We start from the raw sequence: 13,751 nt of genomic DNA on the forward strand, positions 1-13,751 counted from the left end.
GGGCGGGTTTTGCACCGCCGCGAGGGCACTTTGGGCGCCTCAGAGGCTGCCTTGGGGTGATTTGCGCTGACCTCACAGCGAGCGTGAGCGAGTGTGCGGTGTACGAGCTTTTTTGTTCAGTGGTTCCCTAAGCCGCGTTCGGCGTAAGTCCTGCGCAACCCCGGGGAAGTCAAAAGTTGTTCCAGCGCCGCCTGAAAAGCTACCTCGTCGCCTTCGGGCGTGAGCAGGCCAGCCCAACCGTCCTGCAAAATCTCCCGTGGTCCGCTTGGACAATCCATCGCCACCGCCGGCGTCCCGCAGCTCAGCGCTTCCAACAAAACAAGTCCAAAACCTTCATAACGCGAGCACATCGCAAACACCGTCGCATGAGCAAGCCACTCGTGAACATTCGTCACGTGACCAGGCAAGAAAGCCGTTTCGGCCACTCCGAGACGCTGAATTTCCGCTTCTAACTTCGAGCGCTCCGGTCCTTCGCCCAGGATCACCAAGTGATGGTCCAGACCTTTGGCCCGCAAAGCGGCGTGAGCACGGATCAGGCGATCGAAGGCTTTTTGGCCGGCTAGGCGACCAATGCCCAACACCACGGGCTTGGCAAAACATACTGGGGTAGGAGAAAAAGGCTTAGGGCTTGGCAAGGGGTCGAGGAAATTTTCGATCACCATCCAATTAGCACCTTGCGGTTGTTTTCCTAGCAGCTGGCGTAAAGAACTCAAAGCGCCGTGCGAAGGAAACACTGTCCATCGAACCCGCCGACGCACGGTATAGGTCAGCCAGCGGTCTATCGGCCCAAGTTCTTTGATATGCTCATGGAACGCGATATGGGTCCAGGCGATAAACGGCTTTCCCGTCACTCTCGCCGCCAGCCAGCCGTAATTGGTGGCGGCATCATCCTCGCCACCGATAACGACGTCCGCCTGTCTTGCCAGCGGGACCAGCCGCAGAGCGACCAGAGGCTTTTCTACCCCTTGGGCGTTCAGGCGCACGACATCCAGACCTGTGGCATCGAGCGGTTCGAACCAAGGCCGTTTAAACAAGGTGACCAAGCGCACCGGCCAGCCCCGGTTTTGCAGCTGCCGCGCCAGGCGCACGTTCATCGGCTGCGCCCCGCCCGGGCCGAGGTCAGAGATGATGAACAGCAGGCGGGGTTTCATTTGCGGGCCACAGCGATGAGATTGGGATCGAACTGAGTTGGCGCGAGAAAGTCTACCAGCAAATACAGCGCCTGATGCGCTAGGCGATTGAGATGCCACCTCCCGCGATTGAGCAGTCGAAAAACCGCCCGATGGGGTCTGCGCCAGGACCAAAACAGCCGAGGCGCTTGGGATTCGAATTCGATCCTATCGGGATCGAAACCTGCTGCCTCCAAGACCTGAAGGAACGAGAACTCGGTAAAGTGGGTGATATGAGTAAAATCGATAGCCATATGAAAAGATGCTATCAAACACCCCATATTGGGTACCCGCACGCTGAGCCGCCCGCCCGGCGCCAATAAACGGTAAAACCCGCGCAACACGGGAATCGCGTCCTCGCGCGGCAGATGTTCGAGCACGTCGTGGAAAAACACGAGGTCAAAGGAATCCGCCGGTGCTTGCGGCAGCCACTCCCGGATGTCGGCCTGAATCAATTGCGCTTGGGGTAAACGCTGCCTAGCAACGCTAAGAAGCTGTTCGGAAAGCTCCACGCCAGTTAGGTTGGTAAATCCAACCCTCCGCATGGCTTCCAAATGATGACCTTGGGCGCAGCCGGCATCCAGAATCCGCGCCTCTTTTGGAATCTCGTCGATCCAGTGCGGCAAACGGTCGCGTTTGAGCTTTTCCAAATCATCCGGCAGCCTTTCGCCTCGCCCCAGTTCTTCCATCAAAACATAGTGACGGGTGTAGTTTTGAAACAGTTCATGCGTCTCATCCTGCTTCAGTTGCATGTTCGACTTCCTCATGGTCCGTCAAAGAGTTACGTAAAAACCGCCGGAAAACACGATACCGCTTCAGGCTTGCTTATCATCTTCATTCCTCACTCTTCTCTACCGGCTAGTTTTTCCTCGGCGCGAGATCGCTACGATTCCAGCTACCGCTATCGAGCTCCCCTCGCTGCCATACATTGTCCACACCGCCCCATCGAGTCCCCAACGCGGCACGAGCAGCAGGGCCAGCAGCACGCCGGCTGCAGCGCTCGCGGTGTAGACGACGTACAGCGCGGCGTTGGAGACGTTGGCGATCAGCCAGGCGTTGCCGAGGTTGCGCACGAGCTGCAACGCGGGCAGCAGCGCGAGCAGCACCAGCGCATCCGCCGCGGCAGCATAACCAGTGCCCAGCAGCGCGGGCAAGAGCGGCGCGGCCAGGGCGAGCGCCAGGCCCGCGGCCAGCGCCAGCAGCAGCAGCAGCGCGCCGGTCCGCACAAGGCGTGCGTTGGGTGCAGCGGCAGCGAAAAGACGTGGCCACAGGGCTTCCTGTAGCGCAGCCAGCGGCAGCGTGGCCAGGTCGATGACCCGCTGCGCGACCGCGAAGGCGCCTGCCTGCGCGTAGCTCAGGTGGGCGAGCACCGGTTTGTTGAACTCGGCCTGCAGTCGCATCGCCACCGCACCGCCGGCAAACGGCAGCCCTTCTTGCACCAGCGCAGCGGTTGCCGGGAGCGTACCATCAGGCGGCCCTGCCAGCCTCGGCCAGTGCGCTGCCGCAGCCAGGGCTGCGGCGTAGAGCAGTGACGCTGCGGCATAGGCGGCCATCCAAACCGCGGGCGTTGGTGCCGCCCAGGGCAGGACGGCAAGTAGCGCGGCAAGCCGCGCGAGCGGCAGCCCAGCCTGGATGGCACCGAAGCGGTGCGCCTGGTGTTGCGCCTGCGCGCTGCGTGCGCACAGCTCGACCCACGAGGCCGCGGCGACCTCTGCCAGGGCAAGTAAGGCAAGCGCCCACAGCGGCTGCGCAGCGGGCAGGCTGGTGGCCATCGCCAGCAGCGCGAGTGGCAAGACCAAGACGCTGGCGACCGCCCACGCTGTCGCCGCCCGACGTTGCAGCAAGGGCAAGTGCGCTGGCGTGCGTGCGCCGCGAATGAGCAATACCCCGCCCAAACCCAAACCCGCGAGCGGCGTGAAAAAGCTGGCAATGGCGAGTGCGGCGACGAATACCCCATAATCGGTTGGGCCCAGCCAGCGCGCCAACAACAAAACCGTAATGGCTTGAGCCACAGCGCGCAAAAGCAGCCAACCGAACAGACGCAGTCCATCGCGCGCATAGGCGCCAGGTTGCCACGAAGCAACGCTGCGCAGAATAGGGCGAATCATTGGTTCCTCATGGTCAAAGCCTTTCTTTTATGTCAGCCGATAGGACAAGCTCCTCCGCATCGTGATAACGCGCATACAGCAGAAAACCAGACCGCGGGTTCGATCACAATCTCCCATCCACCGCTTCGCGCGGCAGCACGCTCTTGACGTCGTAAAGCACGCCGCCTGGTTTGAGCCAACGACGAATTTGCGCCACACCTGCGGTTTGAAACTGCTGGTGCGCCACAGCCAACACAACCGCGTCGTAAGTCGCTTCGGGCGGAACTTCCAGTAGGGCCAAACCGTACTCCGCTTGCGCTTCTTGCCGGTCGACCCATGGGTCGAAGACATCTACGCAGGTGTGGTATTCCCGCAGCGTGGCAATGAGATCCACCACTTTGGTGTTGCGCAGGTCCGGGCAGTTTTCTTTGAATGTGAGCCCCAACACCAACACTTTGGCGCCAACGGGGTTGATGCCGCGGCGCACCAACAGTTTGATCACCTGTTCGGCCACATAGACGCCCATCTGGTCGTTGATGCGACGCCCGGCGAGGATCACTTCGGGGTGATGTCCTACCTCCTGCGCTTTGTGGGTGAGGTAGTAGGGGTCGACGCCGATGCAGTGCCCCCCTACCAACCCGGGCCGAAACGGCAGGAAGTTCCATTTGGTGCTTGCGGCCTGGAGCACTTCGTCGGTGTCGATGCCGAGTTTGTTGAAGAGAATCGCCAGCTCGTTCATCAGCGCGATGTTGAGGTCACGCTGGGTGTTTTCGATCACTTTGGCCGCTTCGGCAACCTTGATGCTGCTGGCTTTGAACGTACCCGCAGTGATGATCTGCGCGTAGAGTGCGTCGATGGCATCAGCCACTTCTGGTGTGCTGCCGCTCGTGATTTTTTTGATGTTGGGCAGGCGGTGCGCTTTGTCGCCCGGATTGATGCGCTCAGGGCTGTAGCCGCAGTAAAAATCTTGGTTGAAGCGCAGGCCGCTGGTTTTTTCGAGGATGGGAACGCACACCTCTTCCGTCGCACCCGGATAGACCGTGGACTCGTAGATGACGACGTCGCCGGGTTTGAGGTTTTGCCCGACGGTTTGGGTGGCGTGGATGAGCGGGCTCAGGTTGGGGCGTTTCGCGCGGTCGATGGGCGTGGGGACCGTCACCATGTGGACACGACAGTCGCGCAGCGCTTGAGGATCTGTGGTCAAGCGCAAATGAGTGGCGGCCGCAAGTTCCTCGGTAGAGACTTCAAGGGTGGTGTCACGCCCCGCTTGCAGTGCTGCGATGCGCTCAGGCTTGATGTCAAACCCGACCACCGGAAAGCGTTTGCCAAACTCGACCGCCAATGGCAAGCCGACGTAGCCGAGGCCGATGACGGCGATGGGGTGTCCGATCAGATTCATACGGCTGTTGAATGCAGCCCACACTGTAGCGCTTTCTCGGGCACGGTCGTGACACAATCCGCTGCATGCGCATCCCTTTCCGTCCCACCCAACGCCTCGCGCCGGAAGCCCGCGCCGCGCTCGGCCGGCGCGTGCGGGTGCGGCCGTGCGGTTCGCAGGTGACGCATGAACGGCGGGTGGCGCATGAGCAGGGGTTGTTGCCATGACCAGCCTCGACGGCCGCTTGGTCGTGGCCATTTCGTCGCGCGCGCTGTTCGACTTCGAGGCGGAAAACCGCGTCTTTGAGCAGGGCGACGACCGCGCCTACATGCAGCTGCAGTTGCAGCGGTTGGAGGAGCCGGCGGCGCCAGGGGTGGCGTTTTCGCTGGTGCACAAGCTGCTGCGCTTCAACGACGCGCGCGCGCAGCGGGTGGAGGTGGTGATCCTTTCGCGCAACGACCCCGTCTCCGGCATGCGGGTGTTTCGCTCGGCGGCGCACTATGGGCTGCCGATCCAGCGCGGGGTGTTCACGCGCGGCGCGCCGCCGTGGCGCTACCTGCGGCCGCTGCGGGCCAACCTGTTTTTGTCGGCCAACCTGGACGATGTACGCGCCGCTCTGGACGCCGGCGTGCCGGCCGCGCAGGTCTATCCGCATGCGCAGCGCGCTTCGGATGCGCATCCGCACGAGGTGCGCATCGCGTTTGACGGCGACGCGGTGTTGTTTTCGGACGAGGCGGAGCGGGTGTTCCAGGCCCAGGGGCTGGACGCCTTTCAGGCGCACGAAAGCGCCAAGGCCACGCAGCCGCTGCCCGGCGGGCCGTTCAAGCCCCTGCTGCAGGCGCTGCACCGGCTGCAGCAGGAGGGCACCGCCGCCATGCGCATCCGCACCGCGCTGGTGACGGCGCGCAGCGCCCCGGCGCACGAGCGCGCCATCCGCACGCTGATGGACTGGCACATCGAGGTGGACGAGGCGCTGTTTTTGGGCGGTCTGCCCAAGGGGGCATTTCTGCGCGAGTTCGAGCCCGACTTCTTTTTCGACGACCAGACGCGCCACGTGCACAGCGCCGCCGAGCATGTGCCCGCGGGCCACGTGGCCGCCGGCGTGGCTGGCGTGGCCGATGCCTGAGGGTTGCGCCGGCCGATGGGTCACAATCGGGTCAGCGCGTTTGACGCCAGGCCCACGACCATGACGCTTTCGATTCTTGCCATTGCCGCCGGCGCCAGCCTGGGCGCGCTGCTGCGCTGGGGGCTGGGGCTGGCGCTCAACGCCGTGCTGCCCCATCTGCCGCTGGGCACGCTGGCGGCCAACTGGATCGGCGGCTACGCCATCGGCGTGGTGGCGGCGTTCTTTTTGCACCACCCGGATGTGGCGCCCGCGTGGCGGCTGTTTGCGGTGACCGGGCTGCTAGGCGGGCTGACGACGTTTTCCAGCTTCTCCGTCGAAATGACGACCCTGCTGCAGCAGGGCCGGCTGCTGTGGGCGCTGGCGGGCGTGGCGCTGCACGTGGGCGGCTCGCTGGCGCTGACGGCGCTGGGCTGGGCCAGCTACACGGCGCTGCGCAGCGCGTGAGGCGGGCCTGGGGCAACGCACGCCGTGCCCCCAGCAACGCGGCGGGCTACGCCCCGCCCATGCCCACACCTACAATCGGCGCCCATGACCGCAACCCCAACGTCCAACCCCGAGCGCGACGCGCTGGCCCAGCGCTTTGTGCAATTTGCCCTGGAAGCCGGCGTGCTGCGCTTTGGCGAATTCAAGACCAAGGCCGGGCGCCTGAGCCCGTATTTTTTCAACGCCGGGCTGTTTGACGACGGAGCCAAGCTGGGCCGTCTGGCCGAGTGCTACGCAGAGGCGATACTGGGCAGCGGCCTGGCGTTTGACATGGTTTTTGGGCCGGCGTACAAGGGCATTCCCTTGGCGGCGGCGGTGGCGGTGGAGCTGGCGCGGCGCGGGCACAACAAGCCCTTTGCCTACAACCGCAAAGAAGCCAAAGATCACGGCGAGGGCGGCACCCTGGTGGGCGCGCCGCTGCGCGGGCGCGTGCTGATCATCGACGACGTGATGAGCGCGGGCACCGCAGCGCGGGAGTCGATTGCGCTCATCCGTGGCGCGGGCGCCACACCGCACGCGATGGCGATTGCGCTGGACCGGCAGGAGATGGCCACCGAGGTGGCCCCCGACGGCACGGTGCGCGACGTGCCCTACAGCGCGGTGCAGTATGTGCAGCGCGAGCTGGGCTTGGCCGTGTGCGCCATTGCCAAGTTGGCGGACTTGCTCCAATATCTGGAACAGCACGACGACCCTGCCATGCGCACGCACCGCGAACGGGTGCAGGCCTACCGCGCCCGCTACGGCGTGGGCTGACGCCGGCCGCGCGCACCGGGCCGCATGGCGGGGCCGGCTTGACACCCCCATAACGACAACGGGGTCGCACCCCGCCCGCCACCATGCCCTTGTCCGCCACCGCCCTGCACCCCCCGCCGTGCGCCAGCCGGCCGCCGCACCCATATCCCGCCCGACCGTGGCGGTTTGTGGCGGGCGCGCTGGGGCTGTCGCTGGGGCTGGCCGCATGGGCGCAAACACCCGCGCCCGCGCGGGGCATTTACACCTGCATCGACGCGCAGGGCCGGCTGCTGTCGTCGGACCGACCCATCCCGGAATGCCGCGACCGTGAGCAGCGCGAGCTGGGCCCCACCGGCACGGTGCGCCGCGTCATCCCCCCGCCGCCCACGCCCGAAGAGCGCGAGCGCGCCGCCGCCCGCCAGCAGGCCGAGGCCGAGGCGGCCGCGCGCGCGGCCGAGGCCCGGCGCAAAGAGGCGTTGTTGCTGACGCGCTATCCCGACGAGGCCGCACACCAGCGCGCGTGCGCTGGCGCTGCAACAGGTGCAGGCCGTCATCGACAGCGGGCGGCTGTACGCCGAGCATCTGGAGCGCGAGCGCCAGCGACTGGAGGAGGAGATGGCGTTTTACCAGCGCAACCCGGCCAGCGCGCCGGCGGCGCTCAAGCAGCGCGTGGCGCAAAACGCCCAACAACGGCAGCAACAGGCGCTGTTTTTGGCCGACCAGGAGCGCGAAAAAGCCCGCATCGAGGCGCAATACGACGCCGAGCTGCAGCTGCTGCGCCGCCTGTGGGACAGCGCCCCGCAGCGCTAGCGCACGGCCGTCAGCCCAGCGCGCGCCGCAGCAGCTCGTTGACCTGCTGCGGGTTGGCTTTGCCCTGGGTGGCCTTCATCACCTGCCCCACCAGGGCGTTGAACGCCTTGTCCTTGCCGGCGCGGTATTCGGCCACGTTCTTCTCGTTGGCGGCGATCACCTGCGCGACGATCGCCTCCAGCGCCGCGGTGTCGTTCATTTGCTTGAGGCCCTTGGCCTCGATCACCGCATCGACGCGCGCCAGGGCGGCGTCGGCGCCGTCCACCGCCCCAGGCTCGGCCCAAAGGACGTCGAACACCTGCTTGGCGGCGTTGTTGGACACGGTGCCGTCGGCCACACGGCGCAGCAGCGCCGCCAGCACGATGGGCGGCACCGGACAGGCCTCGATGCCGACTTCGGCCACGTTGAGGCGGCGCGACACCTCGCCCATGATCCAGTTGCTGGCGGCTTTGGGCGCAGCACCCGCGCGCACCGCGTCCTCGAAGTACGCGCCCATGGCGGGCGATTGTGTGAGGGTGGTGGCGTCGTAGTCGGGCAACCCGTAATCGCGCACCAAGCGCTCGGCCATGGCGCGCGGCAGCTCCGGCAGGCTGGCGCGCACCTGCTCGACCCACTCGGGGGCAATCACCAGCGGCGGCAGGTCCGGGTCGGGGAAGTAGCGGTAGTCGGCCGCGTCCTCCTTGGTGCGCATGGCGCGCGTCTCGCCGGTGTCGGGGTCGAACAGCACCGTGGCCTGCTCGATGGGGCGGCCGTCCTCCAACTGCTCGATCTGCCAGCGCACCTCGTAATCGATGGCCTGCTGCATGAACTTGAAGGAGTTCAGGTTTTTGATCTCGCGCCGCGTGCCCAGCGGCTGGCCCGGCTTGCGCACGCTGACGTTGGCGTCGCAGCGGAACGACCCTTCCTGCATGTTGCCGTCGCAAATGCCGATCCAGGTGACCAGCTTGTGCAGTTCCTTGGCGTAGGCCACCGCCTCGGCGCTGGAGCGGATGTCGGGCTCGGTGACGATCTCCAGCAGCGGCGTGCCGGCGCGGTTGAGGTCGATGCCGCTCATGCCGTGAAAGTCCTCGTGCAGGCTTTTGCCGGCGTCCTCCTCCAGGTGGGCGCGCACCAGGCGCACGGTGCGCAGCTCGTCGCCCAGGTAAAAGCGAATGGCGCCCCCCTGCACGACCGGGATTTCGTATTGGCTGATCTGGTAGCCCTTGGGCAGATCGGGGTAGAAGTAGTTTTTGCGCGCAAAGACGCTGCGCGGCGCCACGTGCGCGCCCACCGCCAGGCCAAAGCGGATGGCGCATTCCACCGCGGCGCGGTTCATGACCGGCAGCGTGCCCGGCAGCGCCAAATCCACCGCGCAGGCCTGGGTGTTGGGCGCCGCGCCAAAGGCGGTGGCGGCGCGGCTGAAGATTTTGCTGCGCGTGGCGAGCTGGGCGTGGGTTTCGAAGCCGATGACGACCTCGTAGCCGTGGACGAGAAACGATACGCTGCTCATGGGTCAAGCCTGCGGCGAGGGGGTGACAAGGGCGGGGGCGCGGGTGTGCCAGTCGGTGGCACGCTGGAACTGATGGGCGGCGTGCAGCAGGCGCGCCTCGGCCAGGTGCGGGCCGATGAGCTGCAGCCCAACGGGCAGACCGTCCGCGCCCAAGCCGGCGGGCACACTCATGCCCGGCAGCCCCGCCAGCGACGCCGGCAAGGTGTAGATGTCGGCCAAATACGCCGACAGCGGGTCGTCGGCTTTGGCACCGATGGCCCAGGCCACGGTGGGCGCCACCGGTCCGGCGATGAGGTCGCACGACTCGAAGGCGCGCAAAAAGTCCTGGGCGATCAAGCGGCGGATCTGCTGCGCCTTGAGGTAGTAGGCATCGTAGTAGCCGTGCGAGAGCACGTAGGTGCCAATCAGGATGCGGCGCTGCACCTCGGGGCCAAAGCCCTCGCTGCGCGTGCGCCGGTACATGTCGAGCAAATCGCTGTACTCGGCCGCGCGGTGGCCGTAGCGCACCCCGTCGTAGCGGCTGAGGTTGGAGCTGGCCTCGGCCGGCGCGATGATGTAGTAGGCCGGGATGGCCAGCTCGGTGCGCGGCAGGTGGATGTCCACCAGCGTCGCGCCCAGCCGCTCGAACTCGGCCAGCGCGGCGCGCACGGCCGTCAGCACGTCGGGGCTGCAGCCGGCGCCAAAAAATTCGGCCGGCAAGCCGATGCGCAAACCCTGCAGCGGCCGCGCCGGGCTGGCACCGGGCAGCGGGTCGTCCAGGCCGCGGGTGTAGTCCTCGGCCGGCAGGTCGAGGCTGGTGGAGTCGCGGTCCGGATCGGGGCCCGCCATGGCCGACAGCAGCAGCGCGCAGTCGAGCGCCGAGCGTGCGATCGGGCCCGCCTGGTCCAGGCTGGAGGCGTAGGCCACCATGCCGTAGCGCGAGCAGCGGCCGTAGGTCGGCTTGATGCCGGTGACGCCGCAAAACGCTGCCGGCTGCCGGATGGAGCCGCCCGTGTCCGTGCCCGTGGCGCCCGGCACCAGCCGCGCCGCCACCGCCGCCGCCGAGCCGCCGGAGGACCCGCCCGGCACGCGCGCAGGATCCCAAGGGTTGCGCGCCGGGCCAAACGCCGAGTTGTCGTTGCCCGAGCCCATGGCGAACTCGTCGCAGTTGAGCTTGCCCAGCGTCACCGCGCCGGCGCCAGGGTGCCCGTCGGCACCCCCGCCCAGCCGGGCCACCACGGTGGCGTCGAACGGGCTGCGGTAGCCGGCCAGCATGCGGCTGCCCGCCGTGGTCGGGAAGTCGCGCGTGACGAACACATCCTTGTGCGCAATGGGCACGCCCAGCAGCGGGGTGCGCTCGCCGCGTGCGCGCCGCGCATCGGCCTGGCGCGCCTGGGCCAGGCTCACGGCTTCGTCCACGGCCAAAAAGGCGCTCAGCGCCTCGTGCGCGCGCACGCGCTGCAGCAGCGCCTGGGTCACCTCGACGCTGGAGGTCTGGCCCGCGGCCAGCGCGGCCGCCAGCTCGGCCACGCCCATCTGGTGCAGTTCCTGGCTCATTCGATCACCCGCGGCACAAGGTACAGGCCGTCTTCGACGGCTGGGGCGCTGGCCTGGTTGGCCGCGCGGTTGTCGGGCTCGCGCACGACGTCGTCGCGCAAGCGCAAGGCGACGTCGGTAAACACCTCGGCCGGGTGCGCCAGCGGCGCCACGCCGGTGGTGTCCACCGCCTGCATTTGCTCGACGATGGCAAAGAACGCGTTGAGCTGGCCGAGCATGCGCTCGGCCGTCGGGCCGTCGAGCGCCAGCCGCGCCAGGTGCGCGAGGCGATCGACATCGTGTAGGGTCAGGGACATGGTGGTGCGCAATGGTCTGGAGGACGGGTGTCCGCCTGCCTGGCAGGTCAGGCCTTGCGGTATTATCCCGGGTTTCACGATACGGCCTGCCGCTTTCCCTGGCGCCACCCCTAGCCGGCAGGCTGCACAGGACCCACACACCATGTTCGAATCCCTGCGTCGGCACTTTTCGACCGACCTTGCCATCGACCTGGGCACGGCCAACACGCTCATTTACGTGCGCGGCAAGGGCATCGTGCTCGACGAGCCCTCCGTCGTTGCCATCCGCCACGAAGGCGGGCCCAACGGCAAAAAAACCATCCAGGCCGTCGGCCATGCGGCCAAGGCGATGCTGGGCAAGGTCCCCGGCAACATCGAAGCCATCCGCCCGATGAAGGACGGCGTCATCGCCGACTTCACGGTCACCGAGCAGATGCTCAAGCAGTTCATCAAGATGGTGCACCCGCGCTCGATGCTGCGCCCCAGCCCGCGCATCATCATCTGCGTGCCGTGCGGCTCCACGCAGGTGGAGCGGCGCGCCATCCGCGAATCGGCCCTGGGGGCCGGCGCGTCCGAGGTGTACCTGATCGAAGAACCGATGGCCGCCGCCATCGGCGCCGGGCTGCCGGTGGCCGAAGCCGCGGGCTCGATGGTGGTGGACATCGGCGGCGGCACCACCGAGGTGGGCGTCATCAGCCTGGGCGGCATGGTCTACAAGGGCAGCGTGCGCGTGGGCGGCGACAAGTTCGACGAGGCCATCATCAACTACATCCGTCGCAACTACGGCATGCTCATTGGCGAGCCCACGGCCGAGGCGATCAAGAAAAACATCGGCAGCGCCTTCCCCGGCTCCGAGGTCAAGGAGATGGAGGTCAAGGGTCGCAACCTCTCCGAGGGCGTGCCGCGCAGCTTCACCATCAGCTCCAACGAGGTGCTCGAGGCCCTGACCGATCCGATCAACCAAATCGTCAGTTCGGTCAAAACCGCGCTGGAGCACACCCCGCCCGAGCTGGGCGCCGACATCGCCGACCGCGGCATGATGCTCACCGGCGGCGGCGCGCTGCTGCGGGATTTGGACCGGCTGCTCAACGAGGAGACGGGGCTGCCCGTGTTCGTGGCCGAGGACCCGCTGACCTGCGTGGTGCGCGGCTGCGGCATGGCGCTGGAGCAAATGGACCGCCTGGGCCACAGCATCTTCACCAACGAGTGATGGGGCACGCGGCCCCCGCCGCCACCTGCCGCGCTTAGCGATCCGTCATGCCGCTGGGCACCATCGACCGCACGCCGCCACCGTTTTTCAAGCAGGGCACGCCGGCCCTGGCCAAGTGGATCGTGCTCAGCGCGCTGTCCGTGCTGCTGATGGTGGTGGATGCGCGGCTGCAGTGGGCCGCGCCGCTGCGCGCGGCGCTGGCCACGGCGTTGTACCCGGTGCAGTGGCTGGTGCTGCAGCCGGTGCGCGCCGTGCAGTGGGCGGGCGGCTACCTGAGCGCGCTGGAGTCGGCCCAGCGCGAGGCGCGCGAGGCGCGGGCCCTGCTGCTGCAACACGCCGAGCGCGCCGGCCTGGTGGAACACCTGGCGCAGGAGAATCGCGAGCTGCGGCAGCTGCTGGGCTTGCGCGAGCGCATCGCCCCCTCGGCCCAAGGGGCGGAAATCCTCTACGCCCTGCCCGACCCCTACATCCCCGGGGTGGTGATCGACCGCGGCGCGCTGCAGGGGGTGCAGGCGGGCGCGCCGGTCATGGACGCCTACGGCGTGTTGGGACAGGTGACGCGCGTGTACCCGGCCACCAGCGAGGTGACGCTGCTGATGCACCGGCAGCTCGCCATTCCCGTGCTCAACACCCGCACCGGCGAGCGCTATTTGGCCTACGGCAATGGTGACCGGGATGAGCCGGCGCTGGCCCTGCGCTACGTCAGCCACCAAACCGCCACCCGGGCTGGCGACGCGCTGGTGACCAGCGGCATCGACGGCCTGTACCCGCCGGGCCTGCCCGTGGGGACGGTCGTGTCCGTCACGGCCGAGGGCGCCGAGGGTTTTGCCAACGTGCAGGTGGCGCCGGCGGCGCGCACACGCGATGCCCTACACGTGCTGGTGCTGCAGCCCGCACAGGCGGCAGCCCCCCTTTCTGCGGGACAACGGCCATGATCCTGCCGCGTGGACAAGCCCTGTTGCTGCCCGCCAACCCCACCTTCATCTGGGGGTCGCTGGCCGCCGCACTGGCCCTGCAGGTGTTGCAAGGGCAGCTGTCGGGTGCGGCCTGGTTGCCCGACTGGATGGCGCTGGTGCTGGTGTTTTGGATCATCCACCAGCCGCTGCGCATCGGCGTGGGCGTGGCCTTTGTGGCCGGGCTGTGCATGGATGTGCACCAGGGTGTGCTGCTGGGCCAGCATGCCCTGGCCTACAGCGCCATGGGCTACCTGGCCGTGACGCTGCACCGGCGCGTGCTGTGGTTCGACCTGCGGCGCCAAACGCTGCACGTGCTGCCGCTGCTGGCCATCGCCTTTGCCCTGCAGGCGCTGGTGCGGCTGCTCGCGGGGCATGGCGCACCGCCCGCGCTGGCGTGGCTGTCCCCCTTCCTGACCGCAGCGCTGTGGATACCGGCCACGGGCGTGCTGCTGGCACCGCAGCGGCGCCCGCACGCCCCCGACGAAAACCGCCCCCTGTGA

General features: G+C 67.3%; 14 protein-coding genes and 1 pseudogene. 8 read left to right on the forward strand and 7 right to left on the reverse strand.

Annotation, left to right across the window (positions count from 1 at the left end; translation table 11 throughout):
- Positions 1-116: 116 nt before the first annotated feature.
- The 4 genes from Tther_RS06650 to tviB form a co-directional block, all read right to left on the reverse strand.
- A complete protein-coding gene (locus Tther_RS06650; RefSeq protein WP_143902166.1) occupies positions 117-1,151 on the reverse strand; it encodes a glycosyltransferase in 1,035 nt (344 codons plus the stop codon).
- The gene (locus Tther_RS06655) at positions 1,148-1,921 is read right to left on the reverse strand and encodes a class I SAM-dependent methyltransferase (protein WP_185975026.1); all 774 of its coding nucleotides are present in this window, start codon (positions 1,919-1,921) and stop codon (positions 1,148-1,150) included. The genes Tther_RS06650 and Tther_RS06655 overlap by 4 nt, the downstream gene beginning before the upstream one ends.
- A 99-nt stretch (positions 1,922-2,020) precedes the next feature.
- Entirely contained in the window at positions 2,021-3,277 is a 1,257-nt protein-coding gene (locus Tther_RS06660) for an oligosaccharide flippase family protein (protein WP_143902170.1), read from the reverse strand.
- Positions 3,278-3,380: 103 nt separating this feature from the next.
- Positions 3,381-4,655 (reverse strand): Vi polysaccharide biosynthesis UDP-N-acetylglucosamine C-6 dehydrogenase TviB, encoded by a 1,275-nt coding sequence (tviB, locus tag Tther_RS06665; RefSeq protein WP_143902172.1) that lies wholly within the window; start codon positions 4,653-4,655, stop codon positions 3,381-3,383.
- 202 nt (positions 4,656-4,857) lie between these two features.
- Here tviB and Tther_RS06670 point away from each other — a divergent pair, with 202 nt between their 5' ends.
- The 5 genes and pseudogenes from Tther_RS06670 to Tther_RS13485 all read left to right on the forward strand — a co-directional run bounded on the left by Tther_RS06670 (position 4,858) and on the right by Tther_RS13485 (position 7,785).
- Positions 4,858-5,760 (forward strand): 5'-nucleotidase, encoded by a 903-nt coding sequence (locus tag Tther_RS06670; protein ID WP_143902174.1) that lies wholly within the window; start codon positions 4,858-4,860, stop codon positions 5,758-5,760.
- A gap of 60 nt (positions 5,761-5,820) precedes the next feature.
- Complete coding sequence (crcB, locus tag Tther_RS06675; RefSeq protein ID WP_143902176.1) at positions 5,821-6,204, forward strand: fluoride efflux transporter CrcB; 384 nt, start codon at positions 5,821-5,823, stop codon at positions 6,202-6,204.
- 84 nt (positions 6,205-6,288) lie between these two features.
- Positions 6,289-6,996, forward strand: coding sequence for an orotate phosphoribosyltransferase (gene pyrE, locus Tther_RS06680; RefSeq protein ID WP_143902178.1), 708 nt, complete (start codon positions 6,289-6,291; stop codon positions 6,994-6,996).
- An 83-nt stretch (positions 6,997-7,079) separates the two neighbouring features.
- Positions 7,080-7,382, forward strand: a pseudogene (locus Tther_RS13480) (DUF4124 domain-containing protein); the annotation flags it as partial.
- A gap of 133 nt (positions 7,383-7,515) precedes the next feature.
- A complete protein-coding gene (locus Tther_RS13485; protein ID WP_246098941.1) occupies positions 7,516-7,785 on the forward strand; it encodes a hypothetical protein in 270 nt (89 codons plus the stop codon).
- Positions 7,786-7,795: 10 nt separating this feature from the next.
- Here the strand turns inward: Tther_RS13485 and gatB are convergent, their stop codons facing one another.
- The 3 genes from gatB to gatC are packed head-to-tail and all read right to left on the reverse strand — an operon-like array spanning position 7,796 to position 11,106.
- Positions 7,796-9,274, reverse strand: coding sequence for an Asp-tRNA(Asn)/Glu-tRNA(Gln) amidotransferase subunit GatB (gene gatB, locus Tther_RS06690; RefSeq protein ID WP_143902180.1), 1,479 nt, complete (start codon positions 9,272-9,274; stop codon positions 7,796-7,798).
- A gap of 3 nt (positions 9,275-9,277) precedes the next feature.
- The gene (gene gatA / locus Tther_RS06695) at positions 9,278-10,810 is read right to left on the reverse strand and encodes an Asp-tRNA(Asn)/Glu-tRNA(Gln) amidotransferase subunit GatA (RefSeq protein WP_143902182.1); all 1,533 of its coding nucleotides are present in this window, start codon (positions 10,808-10,810) and stop codon (positions 9,278-9,280) included.
- Positions 10,807-11,106 (reverse strand): Asp-tRNA(Asn)/Glu-tRNA(Gln) amidotransferase subunit GatC, encoded by a 300-nt coding sequence (gene gatC, locus Tther_RS06700; protein WP_143902184.1) that lies wholly within the window; start codon positions 11,104-11,106, stop codon positions 10,807-10,809. The genes gatA and gatC overlap by 4 nt, the downstream gene beginning before the upstream one ends.
- A gap of 142 nt (positions 11,107-11,248) precedes the next feature.
- Between gatC and Tther_RS06705 the strand changes: the two genes are divergently transcribed.
- The 3 genes from Tther_RS06705 to mreD are packed head-to-tail and all read left to right on the forward strand — an operon-like array spanning position 11,249 to position 13,751.
- On the forward strand, positions 11,249-12,295 hold the full coding sequence (locus Tther_RS06705; RefSeq protein WP_143902186.1) for a rod shape-determining protein: 1,047 nt from the start codon (positions 11,249-11,251) through the stop codon (positions 12,293-12,295).
- Positions 12,296-12,342: 47 nt separating this feature from the next.
- Positions 12,343-13,230: a rod shape-determining protein MreC gene (gene mreC / locus Tther_RS06710; RefSeq protein WP_143902188.1), complete on the forward strand. Its 888-nt coding sequence runs from the start codon at positions 12,343-12,345 to the stop codon at positions 13,228-13,230.
- On the forward strand, positions 13,227-13,751 hold the full coding sequence (gene mreD, locus Tther_RS06715) for a rod shape-determining protein MreD (RefSeq protein WP_143902190.1): 525 nt from the start codon (positions 13,227-13,229) through the stop codon (positions 13,749-13,751). The genes mreC and mreD overlap by 4 nt, the downstream gene beginning before the upstream one ends.

The organism is Tepidimonas thermarum, from assembly GCF_007556705.1.
Classification (GTDB): domain Bacteria; phylum Pseudomonadota; class Gammaproteobacteria; order Burkholderiales; family Burkholderiaceae_C; genus Tepidimonas; species Tepidimonas thermarum.

Coding starts and splice junctions, on each gene's coding strand:
- Tther_RS06650 (WP_143902166.1), bottom strand. CDS start 1,151: ATGAAACCCCGCCTGCTGTTCATCATCTCTGACCTCGGCCCGGGCGGG.
- Tther_RS06655 (WP_185975026.1), bottom strand. CDS start 1,921: ATGCAACTGAAGCAGGATGAGACGCATGAACTGTTTCAAAACTACACC.
- Tther_RS06660 (WP_143902170.1), bottom strand. CDS start 3,277: ATGATTCGCCCTATTCTGCGCAGCGTTGCTTCGTGGCAACCTGGCGCC.
- tviB (WP_143902172.1), bottom strand. CDS start 4,655: ATGAATCTGATCGGACACCCCATCGCCGTCATCGGCCTCGGCTACGTC.
- Tther_RS06670 (WP_143902174.1), top strand. CDS start 4,858: ATGACCAGCCTCGACGGCCGCTTGGTCGTGGCCATTTCGTCGCGCGCG.
- crcB (WP_143902176.1), top strand. CDS start 5,821: ATGACGCTTTCGATTCTTGCCATTGCCGCCGGCGCCAGCCTGGGCGCG.
- pyrE (WP_143902178.1), top strand. CDS start 6,289: ATGACCGCAACCCCAACGTCCAACCCCGAGCGCGACGCGCTGGCCCAG.
- gatB (WP_143902180.1), bottom strand. CDS start 9,274: ATGAGCAGCGTATCGTTTCTCGTCCACGGCTACGAGGTCGTCATCGGC.
- gatA (WP_143902182.1), bottom strand. CDS start 10,810: ATGAGCCAGGAACTGCACCAGATGGGCGTGGCCGAGCTGGCGGCCGCG.
- gatC (WP_143902184.1), bottom strand. CDS start 11,106: ATGTCCCTGACCCTACACGATGTCGATCGCCTCGCGCACCTGGCGCGG.
- Tther_RS06705 (WP_143902186.1), top strand. CDS start 11,249: ATGTTCGAATCCCTGCGTCGGCACTTTTCGACCGACCTTGCCATCGAC.
- mreC (WP_143902188.1), top strand. CDS start 12,343: ATGCCGCTGGGCACCATCGACCGCACGCCGCCACCGTTTTTCAAGCAG.
- mreD (WP_143902190.1), top strand. CDS start 13,227: ATGATCCTGCCGCGTGGACAAGCCCTGTTGCTGCCCGCCAACCCCACC.